We start from the raw sequence: 19,600 nt of genomic DNA, 5'->3' as shown, positions 1-19,600 counted from the left end.
ATTTAAAAGTTCTCAATGTTTATCTTTATTGATAAACACAACAAACACATTCAAGTGTCTTGTATTCGAATCAAACGTTAGTTTGATTCACAATTGAGTCCGGCAAACAGTTATCAAGAATTAACCCTTCTTGATGACAACCAAAAACCTTGGTTAGTTGCCATACGCTAAGACCCTTTCGGGTTGTATGGTTAAGTGACTAAGCGTACACGGTGGATGCCTTGGCAGTCAGAGGCGATGAAAGACGTAATAACTTGCGATAAGCCCAGATTAGGTAGTAATAACCTTTTGAGTCTGGGATTTCTGAATGGGGAAACCCACGTGCATAAGCACGTATCCTGTTGTGAATACATAGCAACAGGAGGCAAACCGGGGGAACTGAAACATCTAAGTACCCCGAGGAAGAGAAATCAACCGAGATTCCGAAAGTAGCGGCGAGCGAAATTGGATTAGCCCTTAAGCTTTTAATGATGCAGGTGAAGAGTCTGGAAAGTCTCGCAATAAAGGGTGATAGCCCCGTAACCGACACATCATAATCAGTGAAATCGAGTAGGGCGGGACACGTGATATCCTGTCTGAATATGGGGGGACCATCCTCCAAGGCTAAATACTACTGACTGACCGATAGTGAACCAGTACCGTGAGGGAAAGGCGAAAAGAACCCCTGTGAGGGGAGTGAAATAGAACCTGAAACCGTGTACGTACAAGCAGTAGGAGCACCTTCGTGGTGTGACTGCGTACCTTTTGTATAATGGGTCAGCGACTTAATTTTAGTAGCAAGGTTAACCGTTTAGGGGAGCCGTAGGGAAACCGAGTCTTAACTGGGCGTACAGTTGCTAGGATTAGACCCGAAACCAGGTGATCTAGCCATGGGCAGGTTGAAGGTTGAGTAACATCAACTGGAGGACCGAACCGACTAATGTTGAAAAATTAGCGGATGACTTGTGGCTAGGGGTGAAAGGCCAATCAAACCTGGAGATAGCTGGTTCTCCCCGAAAGCTATTTAGGTAGCGCCTCGGACGAATACTACTGGGGGTAGAGCACTGTTAAGGCTAGGGGGTCATCCCGACTTACCAACCCTTTGCAAACTCCGAATACCAGTAAGTACTATCCGGGAGACACACGGCGGGTGCTAACGTCCGTCGTGGAGAGGGAAACAACCCAGACCGCCAGCTAAGGTCCCAAAGTATAGCTAAGTGGGAAACGATGTGGGAAGGCTCAGACAGCCAGGATGTTGGCTTAGAAGCAGCCATCATTTAAAGAAAGCGTAATAGCTCACTGGTCGAGTCGGCCTGCGCGGAAGATGTAACGGGGCTAAGCTATACACCGAAGCTGCGGCTACGTACCTTAGGGTATGTGGGGTAGGGGAGCGTTCTGTAAGCCGTTGAAGGTGGTCTGTAAGGGCTGCTGGAGGTATCAGAAGTGCGAATGCTGACATGAGTAACGATAAAGGGAGTGAAAAACTCCCTCGCCGGAAGACCAAGGGTTCCTGTCCAACGTTAATCGGGGCAGGGTAAGTCGACTCCTAAGGCGAGGCCGAAAGGCGTAGTCGATGGGAAACGGGTTAATATTCCCGTACTTCTTACAATTGCGATGGGGGGACGGAGAAGGCTAGGTGGGCCTGGCGACGGTTGTCCAGGTTCAAGTACGTAGGCGGAAAGTTTAGGTAAATCCGGACTTTCATTAACGCTGAGATACGATGTCGAGCTACTACGGTAGTGAAGTCATTGATGCCATGCTTCCAGGAAAAGCCTCTAAGCTTCAGATTGTAAGGAATCGTACCCCAAACCGACACAGGTGGTCGGGTAGAGAATACCAAGGCGCTTGAGAGAACTCGGGTGAAGGAACTAGGCAAAATGGTACCGTAACTTCGGGAGAAGGTACGCTCTTATCAGTGAAGTCCCTTGCGGATGGAGCAGACGAGAGTCGCAGATACCAGGTGGCTGCAACTGTTTATTAAAAACACAGCACTGTGCAAAATCGTAAGATGACGTATACGGTGTGACGCCTGCCCGGTGCCGGAAGGTTAATTGATGGGGTTAGACTTCGGTCGAAGCTCTTGATCGAAGCCCCGGTAAACGGCGGCCGTAACTATAACGGTCCTAAGGTAGCGAAATTCCTTGTCGGGTAAGTTCCGACCTGCACGAATGGCGTAATGATGGCCACGCTGTCTCCACCCGAGACTCAGTGAAATTGAAATCGCTGTGAAGATGCAGTGTACCCGCGGCTAGACGGAAAGACCCCGTGAACCTTTACTACAGCTTGGCACTGAACATTGAACCTACATGTGTAGGATAGGTGGGAGACTTTGAAACCGCGTCGCTAGATGTGGTGGAGTCGTCCTTGAAATACCACCCTTGTAGTTTTGATGTTCTAACGTCGGTCCCTGAATCGGGATTACGGACAGTGCCTGGTGGGTAGTTTGACTGGGGCGGTCTCCTCCCAAAGAGTAACGGAGGAGCACGAAGGTGGGCTAAACACGGTTGGACATCGTGTGGTTAGTGCAATGGCATAAGCCCGCTTGACTGCGAGAATGACAATTCGAGCAGGTGCGAAAGCAGGTCATAGTGATCCGGTGGTTCTGAATGGAAGGGCCATCGCTCAACGGATAAAAGGTACTCCGGGGATAACAGGCTGATACCGCCCAAGAGTTCATATCGACGGCGGTGTTTGGCACCTCGATGTCGGCTCATCACATCCTGGGGCTGAAGTCGGTCCCAAGGGTATGGCTGTTCGCCATTTAAAGTGGTACGCGAGCTGGGTTTAGAACGTCGTGAGACAGTTCGGTCCCTATCTGCCGTGGGCGTTGGAAAATTGAAAGGGGCTGCTCCTAGTACGAGAGGACCGGAGTGGACGAACCTCTGGTGTTCGGGTTGTCATGCCAATGGCATTGCCCGGTAGCTAAGTTCGGAATCGATAACCGCTGAAAGCATCTAAGCGGGAAGCGAGCCTTGAGATGAGTTTTCCCTGGCACTATAAGTGTCCTAAAGGGTTGTCGTAGACTACGACGTTGATAGGCAGGGTGTGTAAGTGCTGCGAGGCATTGAGCTAACCTGTACTAATTGCCCGTGAGGCTTAACCATACAACACCCAAGGGGTTTTGTGGACTCAAAGACAGACCTTGAATGAGTTTGAAAGAGACTTTTAAATCAGTTTTCCGAATTTTAAAATTTGCTTGGCGACCATAGCATTGTGGACCCACCTGATTCCATGCCGAACTCAGAAGTGAAACACAATAGCGCCGATGGTAGTGTGGGGTTTCCCCATGTGAGAGTAGGACATCGCCAGGCTTTAATTTCGACTTTGTCTAGTTTCTAGACAAGTCACCATAGAGTTCTAAGTTTTCTTAGAGTTTTATGTTGACTTTCAAAGTGGAAGGCGTATTATACGCGTCCTGCTTACGTGCTAAGGCACTGAAAGCAAAGCTCTTTAACAATTTAAACCTATCAATCTGTGTGGGCACTCGTTGATGAATATCAAAACGTTATTGGTTCTTTTTCGAAAGGGCGTAATGACAGTTACTTCGGTAACACAATGATTTCAATGAACTGAGTGACCAATACGTTTAACTACTTGTAGTTATTCGGCACAGTCAATTCATTACCATTCTGTTGGAATGGTAATAGCTTTAAAATTACATAGTAGTTTTGAAGTCAGTATTCGTTGAGTCACAAAATCTTAAATTGAAGAGTTTGATCATGGCTCAGATTGAACGCTGGCGGCAGGCCTAACACATGCAAGTCGAGCGGAAACGACATTATTGATTCTTCGGAGGATTTAATGGGCGTCGAGCGGCGGACGGGTGAGTAATGCCTAGGAAATTGCCTTGATGTGGGGGATAACCATTGGAAACGATGGCTAATACCGCATAATGCCTACGGGCCAAAGAGGGGGATCTTCGGACCTCTCGCGTCAAGATATGCCTAGGTGGGATTAGCTAGTTGGTGAGGTAATGGCTCACCAAGGCGACGATCCCTAGCTGGTCTGAGAGGATGATCAGCCACACTGGAACTGAGACACGGTCCAGACTCCTACGGGAGGCAGCAGTGGGGAATATTGCACAATGGGCGAAAGCCTGATGCAGCCATGCCGCGTGTATGAAGAAGGCCTTCGGGTTGTAAAGTACTTTCAGTTGTGAGGAAGGGTGTGTAGTTAATAGCTGCACATCTTGACGTTAGCAACAGAAGAAGCACCGGCTAACTCCGTGCCAGCAGCCGCGGTAATACGGAGGGTGCGAGCGTTAATCGGAATTACTGGGCGTAAAGCGCATGCAGGTGGTTCATTAAGTCAGATGTGAAAGCCCGGGGCTCAACCTCGGAACTGCATTTGAAACTGGTGAACTAGAGTGCTGTAGAGGGGGGTAGAATTTCAGGTGTAGCGGTGAAATGCGTAGAGATCTGAAGGAATACCAGTGGCGAAGGCGGCCCCCTGGACAGACACTGACACTCAGATGCGAAAGCGTGGGGAGCAAACAGGATTAGATACCCTGGTAGTCCACGCCGTAAACGATGTCTACTTGGAGGTTGTGGCCTTGAGCCGTGGCTTTCGGAGCTAACGCGTTAAGTAGACCGCCTGGGGAGTACGGTCGCAAGATTAAAACTCAAATGAATTGACGGGGGCCCGCACAAGCGGTGGAGCATGTGGTTTAATTCGATGCAACGCGAAGAACCTTACCTACTCTTGACATCCAGAGAAGCCAGCGGAGACGCAGGTGTGCCTTCGGGAGCTCTGAGACAGGTGCTGCATGGCTGTCGTCAGCTCGTGTTGTGAAATGTTGGGTTAAGTCCCGCAACGAGCGCAACCCTTATCCTTGTTTGCCAGCGAGTAATGTCGGGAACTCCAGGGAGACTGCCGGTGATAAACCGGAGGAAGGTGGGGACGACGTCAAGTCATCATGGCCCTTACGAGTAGGGCTACACACGTGCTACAATGGCGCATACAGAGGGCAGCAAGCTAGCGATAGTGAGCGAATCCCAAAAAGTGCGTCGTAGTCCGGATTGGAGTCTGCAACTCGACTCCATGAAGTCGGAATCGCTAGTAATCGTGAATCAGAATGTCACGGTGAATACGTTCCCGGGCCTTGTACACACCGCCCGTCACACCATGGGAGTGGGCTGCAAAAGAAGTGGGTAGTTTAACCTTTCGGGGAGGACGCTCACCACTTTGTGGTTCATGACTGGGGTGAAGTCGTAACAAGGTAGCCCTAGGGGAACCTGGGGCTGGATCACCTCCTTATACGAAGATACCACGATGAGTGTCCACACAGATTGATTAGGTTTAGAAAGTAAAAGAGACGATATTGGGTCTGTAGCTCAGCTGGTTAGAGCGCTCGCCTGATAAGCGGGAGGTCGGTGGTTCGAGTCCACTCAGACCCACCAATATCGACTAGATACCTAGATGGGGCTATAGCTCAGCTGGGAGAGCGCCTGCCTTGCACGCAGGAGGTCTGCGGTTCGATCCCGCATAGCTCCACCATCTTTAAGGGTTTTTCCTTAAGAATCTTTAAAAATGGTTTCGAAAGAAATCAAGCTCTTTAACAATTTGGAAAGCTGACTGATTGATTACTTACGAGTAATTCAATCAAATTTAAAAGTTCTCAATGTTTATCTTTATTGATAAACACAACAAACACATTCAAGTGTCTTGTATTCGAATCAAACGTTAGTTTGATTCACAATTGAGTCCGGCAAACAGTTATCAAGAATTAACCCTTCTTGATGACAACCAAAAACCTTGGTTAGTTGCCATACACTAAGACCCTTTCGGGTTGTATGGTTAAGTGACTAAGCGTACACGGTGGATGCCTTGGCAGTCAGAGGCGATGAAAGACGTAATAACTTGCGATAAGCCCAGATTAGGTAGTAATAACCTTTTGAGTCTGGGATTTCTGAATGGGGAAACCCACGTGCATAAGCACGTATCCTGTTGTGAATACATAGCAACAGGAGGCAAACCGGGGGAACTGAAACATCTAAGTACCCCGAGGAAGAGAAATCAACCGAGATTCCGAAAGTAGCGGCGAGCGAAATTGGATTAGCCCTTAAGCTTTTAATGATGCAGGTGAAGAGTCTGGAAAGTCTCGCAATAAAGGGTGATAGCCCCGTAACCGACACATCATAATCAGTGAAATCGAGTAGGGCGGGACACGTGATATCCTGTCTGAATATGGGGGGACCATCCTCCAAGGCTAAATACTACTGACTGACCGATAGTGAACCAGTACCGTGAGGGAAAGGCGAAAAGAACCCCTGTGAGGGGAGTGAAATAGAACCTGAAACCGTGTACGTACAAGCAGTAGGAGCACCTTCGTGGTGTGACTGCGTACCTTTTGTATAATGGGTCAGCGACTTAATTTTAGTAGCAAGGTTAACCGTTTAGGGGAGCCGTAGGGAAACCGAGTCTTAACTGGGCGTACAGTTGCTAGGATTAGACCCGAAACCAGGTGATCTAGCCATGGGCAGGTTGAAGGTTGAGTAACATCAACTGGAGGACCGAACCGACTAATGTTGAAAAATTAGCGGATGACTTGTGGCTAGGGGTGAAAGGCCAATCAAACCTGGAGATAGCTGGTTCTCCCCGAAAGCTATTTAGGTAGCGCCTCGGACGAATACTACTGGGGGTAGAGCACTGTTAAGGCTAGGGGGTCATCCCGACTTACCAACCCTTTGCAAACTCCGAATACCAGTAAGTACTATCCGGGAGACACACGGCGGGTGCTAACGTCCGTCGTGGAGAGGGAAACAACCCAGACCGCCAGCTAAGGTCCCAAAGTATAGCTAAGTGGGAAACGATGTGGGAAGGCTCAGACAGCCAGGATGTTGGCTTAGAAGCAGCCATCATTTAAAGAAAGCGTAATAGCTCACTGGTCGAGTCGGCCTGCGCGGAAGATGTAACGGGGCTAAGCTATACACCGAAGCTGCGGCTACGTACCTTAGGGTATGTGGGGTAGGGGAGCGTTCTGTAAGCCGTTGAAGGTGGTCTGTAAGGGCTGCTGGAGGTATCAGAAGTGCGAATGCTGACATGAGTAACGATAAAGGGAGTGAAAAACTCCCTCGCCGGAAGACCAAGGGTTCCTGTCCAACGTTAATCGGGGCAGGGTAAGTCGACTCCTAAGGCGAGGCCGAAAGGCGTAGTCGATGGGAAACGGGTTAATATTCCCGTACTTCTTACAATTGCGATGGGGGGACGGAGAAGGCTAGGTGGGCCTGGCGACGGTTGTCCAGGTTCAAGTACGTAGGCGGAAAGTTTAGGTAAATCCGGACTTTCATTAACGCTGAGATACGATGTCGAGCTACTACGGTAGTGAAGTCATTGATGCCATGCTTCCAGGAAAAGCCTCTAAGCTTCAGATTGTAAGGAATCGTACCCCAAACCGACACAGGTGGTCGGGTAGAGAATACCAAGGCGCTTGAGAGAACTCGGGTGAAGGAACTAGGCAAAATGGTACCGTAACTTCGGGAGAAGGTACGCTCTTATCAGTGAAGTCCCTTGCGGATGGAGCAGACGAGAGTCGCAGATACCAGGTGGCTGCAACTGTTTATTAAAAACACAGCACTGTGCAAAATCGTAAGATGACGTATACGGTGTGACGCCTGCCCGGTGCCGGAAGGTTAATTGATGGGGTTAGACTTCGGTCGAAGCTCTTGATCGAAGCCCCGGTAAACGGCGGCCGTAACTATAACGGTCCTAAGGTAGCGAAATTCCTTGTCGGGTAAGTTCCGACCTGCACGAATGGCGTAATGATGGCCACGCTGTCTCCACCCGAGACTCAGTGAAATTGAAATCGCTGTGAAGATGCAGTGTACCCGCGGCTAGACGGAAAGACCCCGTGAACCTTTACTACAGCTTGGCACTGAACATTGAACCTACATGTGTAGGATAGGTGGGAGACTTTGAAACCGCGTCGCTAGATGTGGTGGAGTCGTCCTTGAAATACCACCCTTGTAGTTTTGATGTTCTAACGTCGGTCCCTGAATCGGGATTACGGACAGTGCCTGGTGGGTAGTTTGACTGGGGCGGTCTCCTCCCAAAGAGTAACGGAGGAGCACGAAGGTGGGCTAAACACGGTTGGACATCGTGTGGTTAGTGCAATGGCATAAGCCCGCTTGACTGCGAGAATGACAATTCGAGCAGGTGCGAAAGCAGGTCATAGTGATCCGGTGGTTCTGAATGGAAGGGCCATCGCTCAACGGATAAAAGGTACTCCGGGGATAACAGGCTGATACCGCCCAAGAGTTCATATCGACGGCGGTGTTTGGCACCTCGATGTCGGCTCATCACATCCTGGGGCTGAAGTCGGTCCCAAGGGTATGGCTGTTCGCCATTTAAAGTGGTACGCGAGCTGGGTTTAGAACGTCGTGAGACAGTTCGGTCCCTATCTGCCGTGGGCGTTGGAAAATTGAAAGGGGCTGCTCCTAGTACGAGAGGACCGGAGTGGACGAACCTCTGGTGTTCGGGTTGTCATGCCAATGGCATTGCCCGGTAGCTAAGTTCGGAATCGATAACCGCTGAAAGCATCTAAGCGGGAAGCGAGCCTTGAGATGAGTTTTCCCTGGCGCTATAAGCGTCCTAAAGGGTTGTCGTAGACTACGACGTTGATAGGCAGGGTGTGTAAGTGCTGCGAGGCATTGAGCTAACCTGTACTAATTGCCCGTGAGGCTTAACCATACAACACCCAAGGGGTTTTGTGGACTCAAAGACAGACCTTGAATGAGTTTGAAAGAGACTTTTAAATCAGTTTTCCGAATTTTAAAATTTGCTTGGCGACCATAGCATTGTGGACCCACCTGATTCCATGCCGAACTCAGAAGTGAAACACAATAGCGCCGATGGTAGTGTGGGGCTTCCCCATGTGAGAGTAGGACATCGCCAGGCTTTAAATTAAATCTTTAGGTTGACCGACCTGGAGATATGGACGCTCACTTAGTGAGTTGACCACTGCGGAGTGGTAGTTCAGTTGGTTAGAATACCGGCCTGTCACGCCGGGGGTCGCGGGTTCGAGTCCCGTCCACTCCGCCACTTATTAGAGAAGCCCTGCTAGAAATAGCAGGGCTTTTTTACATTTGGAGAAAAGTGTTTTTCTGCTAGGTTGTATGAGTGCTGTAAAGCTATCTCGCCCCTGCACTTCACGCTATATCGGCACATATTAGAAAGCCTAGTCTGACGACTAGGCTTTCGTCGTTTCCGGCATCTGAGTTTATTATTCGTCTCCGACTTTTGTTGAAGCGTTTTTCGTTGCTCACGAACTCTGATATTCCAACACTTATTATAAAAGTCCTGCTCTTTCTAGAAGCGCTTGATTACGTTAGTTGATATTTGTGGCTATCGATTCAATGATTAACCTTTAGAGAATGTCTTAGTGAGGTTTACTTCCTACTAATTTGAACTGGTTGATAAAGATGTCTCGTCTTTATTCACAAGGTTTTGCTGGTTCGGCAACTCTTGCTATATCTCTACTGTTTGATAGATGAACCTATTAAGCAGTTACGTGAAGCCCCGGCTTTAGCGTTTTATAGTTGGAATATTGATGGCCATTTAATTGCTAATTCAGCGTGATTTAACGCGGCTTTCGGTCTGTTGGTAGATATCTTTAAATGTCCTCTCTCAAAGTGAGCTCCTTTTACTCTTCAGATTAGAGGCGTCACTTTTATTTATGATACCTCTCTAACCTCTTCTAAGAGCTTGTTTATAAAAGTCGCAAAACTACATACAGACACAATTAAAGTAGTTCTCCGTGTGTTTGAGAGGCTCCATTGCGTAATTTAATAGTTAGTTAGTTTGGTGGCGTGACGTTGGACGCGCAGGGTTCGATGAGATGTGTTGTAGAGGCAAATAACAGATACAAAAAAGCCGATGCCAGACATCGGCTTAGTTTGAGTCGTTTTGAATTACGCTGGTTGAACTAGAGCGAGCGCTTTACGAGAAACCTCGTGAGCTGCTTTCGTTAGGTTTTGCTTTTCTAGTGCATCAGATAGGTATCCGTAATCTGATACGTTTGAGCGAAGTGCTAGTGCTTTTTCAAAGTGACTTTGCGCTTCTGCCCACCTCTGTTCTCTTAGGTAGAACTGAGCCAATGCGCTGTGTGCCTCGGCATTACTACCATCTTTACTGATAGCGCGTTCTAGCATTACGACTACTGGGTGGTGATCAGCAAGATTAAGCTCAGGAAGCAACATATAGAGCTCATTTGAACCACTCTTCGCAATGTTCTCTTTAATCACGGTAAAGGCTTCTGAATCAGCTTTACGAGCGATCAGTTGCTTCACAAAACAGGAAACAAGGTGAGAGCTTTGTTTCTGCTTTCTTGAAAGCTTGTTCCAATGGCTGATTAAACCTTCGCTACCTTGCTGCTGTGCGACATCGTGAAGTAAGCCACATTGTGCTTTCTGCTCCAACTCAACTTGCTCCTCAGCTGTAAGAAGCTTGTTCTTAGCGAGTTTTGGCGTTAGCTCTAACAATGGCTGCCAAAGTTTAAGCTGCATGTAAGTGGCTTTTAGCAGGCCAAGTACAGCTGTGTTATTCGGGTACGAACCTTTCAATGTTGAAAGTGTATCGAAAGCCGCTTCGTAATTCGATTCACTGATCTGTTGTTTTGCTTTCGTTAGTTCAACGGCCAATAGAGAGTCCTCTTGTTGGCTAGCAAGCTCGATGTACTTATCACGCTCACTTGTGTTGCCTTGTTCGTGAGCAGCTTGAGAAGCGACTAAATAACAAAGTAGCGGCATGTCGTGGTGGTTAGCCCAACGAGTTACCTTCTTCTCTGCGCCTTTCCAGTCACCCTCAAGAAGCTTGATGATGCCTTCATTAGTATAGCGACGAGAGCGTTTCAGTTTACGAACACTGAACCAGTTCCAAGTTGTCGAGCTTGCGTACATAAGCTTTTTAAATAGGTACTCTAAGCCGAATAGAGCCGCTAGAAGAGCAATGACAAAGATAACCAGTGTTGTCACGCTCATCTCAATAGTCTTATTCGCAATTGAGATCAGAACGTAGCCTTGTTGACCTGAGAACTGAGTACCAACAATTAACCCAGCACCTAGAACGAGAAAAAGAAAAATCCAACGAATCATTATTTTTCCTCCGTGGTCATAACGGTGACTTCACGACGCAGGCGCTCGCGTATCACATCTGACAACTCATTTTGAGACTCAAGTTTCACAGGGTATTTCACAGAAATATTCTGCTCGCTCAGCTGCTTAATTGCCTTCTCAAACTCAATCACTGAGTTGTTATCTTGGTTTAGGTACGACTTCGACCACTCGTTAGCTGTTTGCAGTGCTGCACTGTAGATATCGCCTTGCTCTTTGTAGATAGCGCGAATCGCGGTTTCTAATTTACCTTTGATGTTTTCTCGCAGGTAGAAGTGCTGCTCTGGTGATAGTAGAGGAATGACTTCTCCATCACGACTGCGGAAGGTGATGAAGTTTTCTGAGAAATCTTTCATCGACGTCATTAGGTTGTTCTGCCAATCATTGATGTCTTGCGATACGGCTTTTTTCTCAACAACCGCAGCTTCTGGAAGAATCGCATTGGCAAGCGGTAGAGTATCGACTTGTTTTTGTAGGCTTGTGATACGAAGAACTAAGCCATCACGGTCGATCAGGGGGATAGTGCGAAGCTTAGTAATGTCATTGGTCATTGATTGACGAAGAGAGACCAAGCTTGGGTCATTCAGTGCGGCGATACGTTGATCGGCGCTTTCCATTAGTTTGGTGGCACTAACGGCATCATGCTCTAGGAACAGTTTACGACCAGCAAGTTTCACAAGGTAATCAGCTTCAGCGAGCAACCAGTCATTTGGACGGCGACCTTTAACGTCAGCAACCGCTAGCTGTAGGCTTTGAATGCTCTTCTGTTGCTGAGATTGCACGACTTGAGTTTTCTCCACCGCATGTGATGCTTCTTGGATGGTCTCTTGCTTGATGGTTTGTAGGTCTTTATTTACTGCAGATTGAGTATTTTGCAGTTGTGCTTGAAGAGCTGCGATCTGAGCTGAGTACTCTGCGCTCTTTTGTTGCATTTGAAACGCGATGCCGCCGCTGAAAATAATAGAAATAGCGATCGCAATAGCGCCTAGTTTGACACCGCGCTTACCTTGCTTTTCCGCTTTCTCTATTTGCTCTTTATGTTCAGCTTGAGGCTGTTCATTTAGAGCGGTATTTGACGCAGAGGCATCAAGTTTTTGTTCAGGCTGTTTTGTCTCTGTAGATTCAGCTTTTTCGTTTTCAACAACTACTGGCTGAGTGTCTTGTTTCTGTTCAGGTTCAATATGCTCATTATTTTTTTTGCTTGTCATGCTTATTTCCTGTTTCTAGCTAAGGCCGGAGAGCAGCCAGTAATATTTGGTTCGTAGCACTTTGAGTATTGGTCACGCTAGAGAATCCGAGTTGTTGTGCTCGATCTGCTATGCGCTGGCTTGGGACAAATAGTTGTCTTGTTGAAAGCCAAGCCAAATACTCATCAGGGGTAATTGAGCAGAGATACTCCAATTGCTCCTGACTAGTGATGACAACTTTGGACGTGTTTTTGTTTATCCATGTTTGATAGGTATTGTGGTCGCTAATGGGAATATATTCTCTACGATAGGTCTCACAATAAGAGACTTGTGCACCTCGAATGAGTAAAGAATCTCGAATGAGCTCACGCCCACCATTGCCACGCAGTATCAAAATGGATTTATTATCTACGCCATTAAGTTCAGTAAGTTTAAGAAGATGTTCACTATCACTAACTTGGGGATAGTTTACTTTTTGTTTACAGACTTTGCTTAAAACGTGCGCAGTTTTTTGACCAACGCCAAGATAAAGCGGCGAAGTAGGCCAAATAGATGAAGTTTTCGAAAGGATGCTTTGGGCAGCGGTCACGGCATGGTGACTGACTGCAATAATAATATCGCTGTTATTAAGCTGGGTGCTTAGATCCACTGAGTCTGGATTATCAACGATACGAATAAGCGGATGATGGATTGCTTGAATCCCTTCATCCGCTAGTTGTTGGCAAAGCGATTGTCCCTCTGAACCGGGACGAGTCACCAACACTGTCATAGTTATTCTTGGTCTGCGTATAGCTTGGTTAAGATTTCTCTCGCACCGTCATCCAGCAGTTGATTCGCCAGAGTCACGCCAAGCGCTTCAGCATCTTTACGAGAACCAGATATCTCGCCGCGAACCATTTTAGAACCGTCTGGTTCACCGACAAGTGCACGCAGCCAGATGTTGTCGCCGTCTAATAGTGAGTAGCTACCGATAGGCACCTGACAACCACCTTCCAGAGTTAGGTTCATTGCACGTTCGCATAGTACGCGATCGGCGGTGTCTTTGTGGTTCAGTGGCTCAAGAAGTTTGATTAAGCGTTCATCATCAAGACGACATTCAATACCTACAGCGCCTTGACCTACCGCTGGTAGAGATTGTTCTGGTTCGATGAAGCTACGAATACGTTCTTCTAGTTCCAGACGTTTAAGGCCAGCTGCAGCCAGTACGATCGCATCGTATTGACCGTCATCGAGTTTACCTAAACGAGTACCTACATTGCCGCGTAGTTCTTTGATGATTAAATCAGGGCGGTATTCTAGTAACTGACATTGGCGACGTAGGCTGCACGTACCCACGACAGCGCCTTGTGGCAATTCATCAATGTTGTTGTAAGTGTTTGATACGAATGCATCACGAGGATCTTCGCGCTCACAAATAGTTACCAGACCTAGACCTTCAGGAAAGTCGACTGGCACATCTTTCATTGAGTGAACTGCGAGGTCAGCACGACCTTCTAGCATTGCCACTTCGAGTTCTTTAACGAACAGCCCTTTACCACCCACTTTAGCAAGCGGAGTATCAAGGATGATGTCACCTTTGGTCACCATAGTTACCAACTCAACCTCTAAACCAGGGTGAGCAGCTTGAAGTGCATCCCTTACAAAGTATGCCTGCCAAAGGGCAAGAGGGCTTTTTCTGGTAGCGATACGGATTGGTGCTGAATTTGTCATGGTGTTTCCGATATAGGTTCTGTAATAGCTTAATCCTAACATTGTGAGGGGAAAATTCTTACTGTTTGATCATTCCATGCTTTGATAGCTGGGAGATTTTCATGAGTTCACCAAAATAGTGTGATTAGTATCTCATTTGAAACATGGGCTATTATTAGAAATAGTCAATAAAGAGGACACTACGGCGCCGTGAGTTTAACTTTCTGTCATCAAGGGATTGGCCAGTATGACGGCTTCCTTTACTTTACCAATAAGGGTAAAAGTGTTAAATTGATCACGTTTTGTTGCTGCTTTCGTTCAGTAACTAAACAGAAGTGCATTTAATCTCAAACCAAGGACTTACCTTGCAGGCTTACACTCAGACTTTGATTCAACGGTTAGACAATCTAAATCAGCAGCGCATTGATCGTGCGTTGGCGTTGATGAATGTCCAAGGTCAGCGAGTTTTCAACCTTATCCCCGCACTGCTTCATTTCAATCATCCAATGATGCCTGGTTACTATGACCAGCAAGTTCCTTTTGGAATTCGTAGCTTCACGCTTAATGAATTCCAAAAGCAATTTGTGTCTGATACCGAATTAACGCTTGGTGGAAAACTCACTGAGGCTGCTGAACCGGCAATCCTTGGTTTGTACACCATGGGTAGCACCTCTTCTATTGGCCAAAGCACCTCAAGTGATCTTGATATCTGGGTGTGTGTGTCTCCAGATATGGATGGCGCATCGCGCGATAGCCTGACCAATAAATGTCTGCTTATTACTGATTGGGCGGAAACCTTAGGGGTTGAGGCAAATTTCTTCTTGATGGATGAACAGCGTTTTCGCTCGAACCATTCTGAAGAGATGACCGGTGATAACTGCGGTTCTTCACAGCACTTGTTGTTGCTTGATGAGTTTTATCGCTCAGCAGTTCGCTTGGCTGGCCAACGTTTGCTATGGCAAATCATTCCTCCTGAGATGGAAGAGTGTTATGACCAATACGTTCAAGGCTTATGTCAGGATGGTTATCTTGATTGTTCACAGTGGATCGATTTCGGCAAGCTGAATCGCATTCCTGCTGAAGAATACTTTGGTTCAAACCTATGGCAACTTTATAAGAGTATCGACTCACCGTATAAATCGGTGTTGAAGGCGATCCTGTTAGAAGCATATTCATGGGAATACCCAAATACCCAACTGCTGAGTATTGATACCAAGCGTCGCTTCTTTGCGGATGAACCTGATCTGTATGGTATGGATAGTTACTATCTGATGCTAGAGAAGGTAACGCGCTATCTAGAACGTATTAACGACCACACTCGTTTGGATCTGGTGAGACGTTGTTTCTACCTTAAGACTCATGAGAAGTTGTCGCGTGAAGCAGGCATTGGTTCTGTGGCATGGCGTCGTGAAGCCTTAACTGAGATGACTAAATCTTGGAACTGGGGACAAGAAACCATTGCTGAGCTCGACAACCGCCGTAATTGGAAGGTTGAGCAGGTTAAAGTGGTGCACCATGCATTGCTTGATGCCTTGATGCTGAGCTACCGTAATCTGATTCAGTTTGCACGTCGCAATGACATCACTTCAGCTATCAGCCCGCAAGATATCAGTATTTTGGCTCGTAAGCTTTATGCTGCATTTGAGGTCTTGCCGGGTAAAGTGACCTTATTGAATCCTCAAATCTCTCCGGATTTGCATGAACCGGATTTGAGCTTCATCGAAGTTCGTCAAGGTCAGGCAAATAAGCCAGGTTGGTATCTATATAAACAACCATTAATTGCTCACCGTATTCTTGGTCAACCATCTCTTGAGCACCATGAGTACTTGAGTAAATTGGTGGCTTGGTCATTCTTTAATGGTTTGATTACTGAATCGACGCGTTTGCACTCTGTGGTTCGTGACGCCCACATTGATATCGATAAGTTCTATCAAATGGTGAGTGACCTTCGTAATACTTTTTCTTTGCGTAAGCGCCGCCCAAGTATGCAAGCATTGGCGAGCCCGTGTGAAATTAGCCAACTGGCGATGTTCATCAACTTTGAAAATGACCCGACTTCTGAATTAAGTGGTCGCGCATTGAAGGTTGATCTTAAGAACGCCGATATCTTCAGTTTTGGTGAAGAAGGTAAGAGTTTAGTCGGCAGTGTTGATCTGGTTTATCGTAACTCTTGGCATGAAGTACGTACGCTTCATTTCCAAGGTGATACCGCGATGCTGGACGCGCTCAAGACGGTGCTGGGTAAAATGCACCAAGATGCCTTACCGCCAGAGTCGGTCGATGTGTTCTGTTACAGCAAAAACCTACGCGGTGTCATGCGTAACATGGTGTACCAGCTGCTTGCCGAGTGTATCGACTTGCGATTGAAACCGATTGAACCAGAGAAACGTCGCCGCTTTAAAGCTATTCGTTTAGCCAACAAGATGTTTGGTCTGTTCTTTGAACGTCGTGGCGTTTCGGTACAGATGTTGGAAAACTCGGTCGATTTCTACCGCAGTATCTCAACCAACAAGCTTAAGGGCTCACCTTTACTGATGCTTGATAAAGAGCAAGAGTATCAGTTGCCAGATGTGGTTGATGGCTTTGCGAGTGAAGGGTTAATTCAATTTTTCTTCGAAGATACTGACAAAGGCTTCAATATCTATGTATTGGACGAGTCGAATCAAGTTGAGGTGTATCACCAGTACAGCGGTGAAAAAGATGAGATGATCGCGAGCGTGAATTCTTTCTACACGTCGGTAAAAGATGAGTCGAAGATGTCGTCTAAGTTGATTAACTTTAATCTACCTCAGTACTACCAAATCGTTCATCCAGAAGAGGGCAACTCTTACGTTGTACCTTATCGTAACGATGCGACTTTAGCTTCTCGGAGCTCAAAAATAGTCAACATCTAGTATTACTAAGACTGATTGATATTAAAAAAGGAGTGATTGATTCACTCCTTTTTTAGTTTTGCTTACAAATGATTAGACCCAATCGATCTCTTCATCTGCGTGCTTCGCGCATTCTTCTTTAACCATCTCAAACAATTCCATGCCCGTCTTAGAACATGTCCACTTATCGTCGATTAGCTTGAAGTGAAAACCACCAGATTTAGACGCTAACCAGATTTCTTTCATTGGTTCTTGGCGGTTGATAATGATTTGGCTGCGGTTCTCAAACTCCAGCGTCATTACGTTACCAGTCACTTCGTAATCAATATCTGCCTCTGATTCATCGATAGCTTCTTCGATGTTTTGCATCTGTATATCGACCAGTTGATGAAATTCAGTCTCGTTCATCCTTTCTATCCTATTGCTTTTCCTGAGTGTGGTGCGATTATAGGGGGCATTGAGTTAATAATCACGATATGCAAAATGAAAAAATTAATTACCGCTCTGTTTATGGTGTCCGTTATTGGACTTTCTGGTTGTGGTCAAACGGGTCCTTTGTACGATCCTGATGAAGTTCAGCAGACTGAACAATCACAATAAGTGAAAACACGCAGAAATCGTTATTTATAAGGGATAAGAACTTTGGATTACTTCAACTATCAGGAAGATGGCCAGCTTTGGGCTGAGGACGTCGCACTTTCACAACTAGCAGAGCAATATGGTACACCGCTGTATGTATATTCTCGTGCAACATTAGAACGCCACTGGAATGCGTTTGATTCGTCGGTTGGCGAGCACCCACACTTAGTGTGTTATGCCGTTAAAGCTAACTCGAACCTTGGCGTGTTGAATACTTTGGCTCGCTTGGGCTCTGGCTTCGACATCGTTTCTGGCGGTGAGCTAGAGCGTGTAGTTGCTGCCGGTGGCGATCCAGCAAAAGTTGTATTCTCTGGTGTCGGCAAAACAGCCGCTGAAATGAAGCGTGCGCTTGAGTTGAACATTAAATGTTTCAACGTAGAATCTGAGCCAGAACTAGAGCGATTGAATAAAGTGGCTGGTGAGCTTGGTGTTAAGGCGCCGATTTCACTGCGTATTAACCCAGATGTTGATGCGAACACTCACCCTTACATTTCTACGGGTCTGCGTGATAACAAGTTCGGCATTGCCTTCGACCGTGCCCCTGCTGTTTATGCGTTTGCAAAAACACTCGATAACTTGTCTATCCATGGTATTGATTGCCACATCGGTTCTCAGTTAACGGATATCGAACCTTTCATCGATGCCACTGATCGCCTGCTTGCACTGATCGACCAACTACGTGCTAATGACATCAACATCAAACATCTTGATGTCGGTGGCGGTTTAGGCGTGGTTTACCGCGATGAATTACCACCACAACCTTCAGACTACGCGAAAGCTTTGTTGGCTCGTCTAGACAATCATTCTGATCTAGAGCTGATTTTCGAGCCTGGAAGAGCGATTGCTGCTAACGCTGGTGTATTATTAACGAAAGTCGAGTTCCTGAAGCCTACTGAGCATAAGAACTTTGCCATCATAGATGCGGCAATGAACGATCTGATGCGCCCGGCACTTTACCAAGCTTGGCAAGATATTGTGCCAGTGAGCCCGCGTCAGGGTGAAGCTGTGACTTACGACTTGGTTGGCCCTATCTGTGAGACAGGTGACTTCCTAGGTAAGGATCGTGACCTTGTTCTTGAAGAGGGCGATCTACTGGCCGTTCGTTCTGCTGGTGCTTATGGCTTCGCTATGTCATCTAACTACAACACTCGTTCGCGTGCGGCTGAAGTGATGGTTGATGGCGATAAAACTCACTTGGTTCGTCAGCGTGAAGAGCTTACGAGTCTGTGGGAACTTGAAAACATTCTTCCGGAGTAATTTTAAGCGTTATGCACTTCCACTTTTCTAAAATGCATGGTTTGGGCAATGATTTCATGGTCGTGGACTGCATTACTCAAAATATTTTCTTTTCTCCAGATTTGATCCGTCGTTTGGCGGATCGTCACACTGGCGTGGGTTTTGATCAGCTACTTGTGGTTGAGGCTCCCTATGATCCAGAAACTGACTTCCATTACCGCATATTCAATGCGGATGGCAGTGAAGTGGAACAGTGTGGTAATGGCGCTCGTTGTTTTGCACGATTCGTTCGCATGAAAGGCTTAACGAATAAGTACAGCATCAACGTGAGCACCAAGAAAGGAAAAATGGTTCTCAAGATTGAAGACAATGACCAGATCACTGTGAACATGGGTATTCCTGAGTTCGAACCAGGCAAAATTCCGTTCAAGGCAAAGCAGTCAGAGAAGACGTATATCCTGAGAACGGATGCACACACCTTGTTCTGCGGTGCCGTAAGCATGGGTAACCCGCATGTGGTTACTGTTGTTGATGACGTCGATACTGCCGATGTGGAGACCTTAGGTCCGCTTCTTGAATCACATGAACGTTTCCCTGAGCGTGTTAACGCTGGCTTTATGCAGGTTGTTAACCGTGAAGAGGTTCGCTTACGTGTTTACGAACGCGGCGCGGGTGAAACTCAGGCATGTGGTAGCGGCGCATGTGGTGCAGTTGCGGTTGGTATTACTCAAGGCTTACTGGCTGAGAATGTGAAAGTTCGTCTACCTGGCGGTGACTTACACATTAGCTGGCAAGGTCCGGGTAAACCTCTGTTTATGACTGGCCCTGCAACCCATGTGTTTGATGGTCAACTTTCTTGCTAAGAATGACTGATAGCAAATAGATTCAT

General features: G+C 46.9%; 9 protein-coding genes, 3 tRNA genes and 5 rRNA genes. 12 read left to right on the top strand and 5 right to left on the bottom strand.

Going from position 1 to position 19,600, the window contains the following annotated elements:
* Positions 1-189: 189 nt before the first annotated feature.
* From AC3CKG_RS15940 to AC3CKG_RS15905, 8 genes are all read left to right on the top strand, one after another.
* A 23S ribosomal RNA gene (locus AC3CKG_RS15940) occupies positions 190-3,083 on the top strand.
* A 91-nt stretch (positions 3,084-3,174) separates the two neighbouring features.
* Positions 3,175-3,290: ribosomal RNA gene (gene rrf, locus AC3CKG_RS15935) — 5S ribosomal RNA — on the top strand.
* A gap of 390 nt (positions 3,291-3,680) precedes the next feature.
* Positions 3,681-5,235: ribosomal RNA gene (locus tag AC3CKG_RS15930) — 16S ribosomal RNA — on the top strand.
* 66 nt (positions 5,236-5,301) lie between these two features.
* Positions 5,302-5,378: transfer RNA gene (locus AC3CKG_RS15925), tRNA-Ile, on the top strand.
* A 21-nt stretch (positions 5,379-5,399) separates the two neighbouring features.
* Positions 5,400-5,475 (top strand) — tRNA-Ala (locus AC3CKG_RS15920).
* 298 nt (positions 5,476-5,773) lie between these two features.
* Positions 5,774-8,667: ribosomal RNA gene (locus tag AC3CKG_RS15915) — 23S ribosomal RNA — on the top strand.
* A 91-nt stretch (positions 8,668-8,758) separates the two neighbouring features.
* A 5S ribosomal RNA gene (gene rrf / locus AC3CKG_RS15910) occupies positions 8,759-8,874 on the top strand.
* The 16S, 23S and 5S rRNA genes sit together here with 3 tRNA genes alongside, the layout of an rRNA operon.
* A gap of 67 nt (positions 8,875-8,941) precedes the next feature.
* Positions 8,942-9,018: transfer RNA gene (locus AC3CKG_RS15905), tRNA-Asp, on the top strand.
* An 869-nt stretch (positions 9,019-9,887) separates the two neighbouring features.
* Here the strand turns inward: AC3CKG_RS15905 and AC3CKG_RS15900 are convergent.
* The 4 genes from AC3CKG_RS15900 to hemC are packed head-to-tail and all read right to left on the bottom strand — an operon-like array spanning position 9,888 to position 13,984.
* Positions 9,888-11,069: a heme biosynthesis HemY N-terminal domain-containing protein gene (locus AC3CKG_RS15900; RefSeq protein WP_488528568.1), complete on the bottom strand. Its 1,182-nt coding sequence runs from the start codon at positions 11,067-11,069 to the stop codon at positions 9,888-9,890.
* Positions 11,069-12,295 carry a uroporphyrinogen-III C-methyltransferase gene (locus tag AC3CKG_RS15895; RefSeq protein WP_372111795.1) on the bottom strand — a complete coding sequence of 409 codons (1,227 nt, stop codon included), beginning with the start codon at positions 12,293-12,295 and terminating at the stop codon, positions 11,069-11,071. The genes AC3CKG_RS15900 and AC3CKG_RS15895 overlap by 1 nt, the downstream gene beginning before the upstream one ends.
* A 19-nt stretch (positions 12,296-12,314) precedes the next feature.
* On the bottom strand, positions 12,315-13,043 hold the full coding sequence (locus AC3CKG_RS15890) for a uroporphyrinogen-III synthase (protein ID WP_372111797.1): 729 nt from the start codon (positions 13,041-13,043) through the stop codon (positions 12,315-12,317).
* A gap of 2 nt (positions 13,044-13,045) precedes the next feature.
* Positions 13,046-13,984: a hydroxymethylbilane synthase gene (hemC, locus tag AC3CKG_RS15885; RefSeq protein WP_065104291.1), complete on the bottom strand. Its 939-nt coding sequence runs from the start codon at positions 13,982-13,984 to the stop codon at positions 13,046-13,048.
* Between the two features lie 344 nt (positions 13,985-14,328).
* On the opposite strand from hemC, the gene AC3CKG_RS15880 reads away from it, so the two are divergent.
* Positions 14,329-16,857 carry a class I adenylate cyclase gene (locus tag AC3CKG_RS15880; protein ID WP_017104753.1) on the top strand — a complete coding sequence of 843 codons (2,529 nt, stop codon included), beginning with the start codon at positions 14,329-14,331 and terminating at the stop codon, positions 16,855-16,857.
* A 72-nt stretch (positions 16,858-16,929) separates the two neighbouring features.
* Here AC3CKG_RS15880 and cyaY read toward each other — a convergent pair whose 3' ends face one another.
* The gene (gene cyaY, locus AC3CKG_RS15875; RefSeq protein WP_102353436.1) at positions 16,930-17,244 is read right to left on the bottom strand and encodes an iron donor protein CyaY; all 315 of its coding nucleotides are present in this window, start codon (positions 17,242-17,244) and stop codon (positions 16,930-16,932) included.
* A gap of 75 nt (positions 17,245-17,319) precedes the next feature.
* On the opposite strand from cyaY, the gene lptM reads away from it, so the two are divergent.
* The 3 genes from lptM to dapF are packed head-to-tail and all read left to right on the top strand — an operon-like array spanning position 17,320 to position 19,574.
* On the top strand, positions 17,320-17,436 hold the full coding sequence (gene lptM, locus AC3CKG_RS15870) for an LPS translocon maturation chaperone LptM (protein WP_407829960.1): 117 nt from the start codon (positions 17,320-17,322) through the stop codon (positions 17,434-17,436).
* A 42-nt stretch (positions 17,437-17,478) separates the two neighbouring features.
* Positions 17,479-18,732: a diaminopimelate decarboxylase gene (gene lysA / locus AC3CKG_RS15865; RefSeq protein WP_009848209.1), complete on the top strand. Its 1,254-nt coding sequence runs from the start codon at positions 17,479-17,481 to the stop codon at positions 18,730-18,732.
* 11 nt (positions 18,733-18,743) lie between these two features.
* Positions 18,744-19,574, top strand: a complete 831-nt coding sequence (dapF, locus tag AC3CKG_RS15860) for a diaminopimelate epimerase (protein ID WP_488528567.1) — start codon at positions 18,744-18,746, stop codon at positions 19,572-19,574.
* Positions 19,575-19,600: the final 26 nt, after the last annotated feature.

The organism is Vibrio sp. QJM3NY_15, assembly GCF_057785995.1.
This window is presented reverse-complemented; position numbering and strand designations above follow the sequence as displayed.

Coding starts and splice junctions, on each gene's coding strand:
- AC3CKG_RS15900 (WP_488528568.1), bottom strand. CDS start 11,069: ATGATTCGTTGGATTTTTCTTTTTCTCGTTCTAGGTGCTGGGTTAATT.
- AC3CKG_RS15895 (WP_372111795.1), bottom strand. CDS start 12,295: ATGACAAGCAAAAAAAATAATGAGCATATTGAACCTGAACAGAAACAA.
- AC3CKG_RS15890 (WP_372111797.1), bottom strand. CDS start 13,043: ATGACAGTGTTGGTGACTCGTCCCGGTTCAGAGGGACAATCGCTTTGC.
- hemC (WP_065104291.1), bottom strand. CDS start 13,984: ATGACAAATTCAGCACCAATCCGTATCGCTACCAGAAAAAGCCCTCTT.
- cyaY (WP_102353436.1), bottom strand. CDS start 17,244: ATGAACGAGACTGAATTTCATCAACTGGTCGATATACAGATGCAAAAC.
- lptM (WP_407829960.1), top strand. CDS start 17,320: ATGAAAAAATTAATTACCGCTCTGTTTATGGTGTCCGTTATTGGACTT.
- dapF (WP_488528567.1), top strand. CDS start 18,744: ATGCACTTCCACTTTTCTAAAATGCATGGTTTGGGCAATGATTTCATG.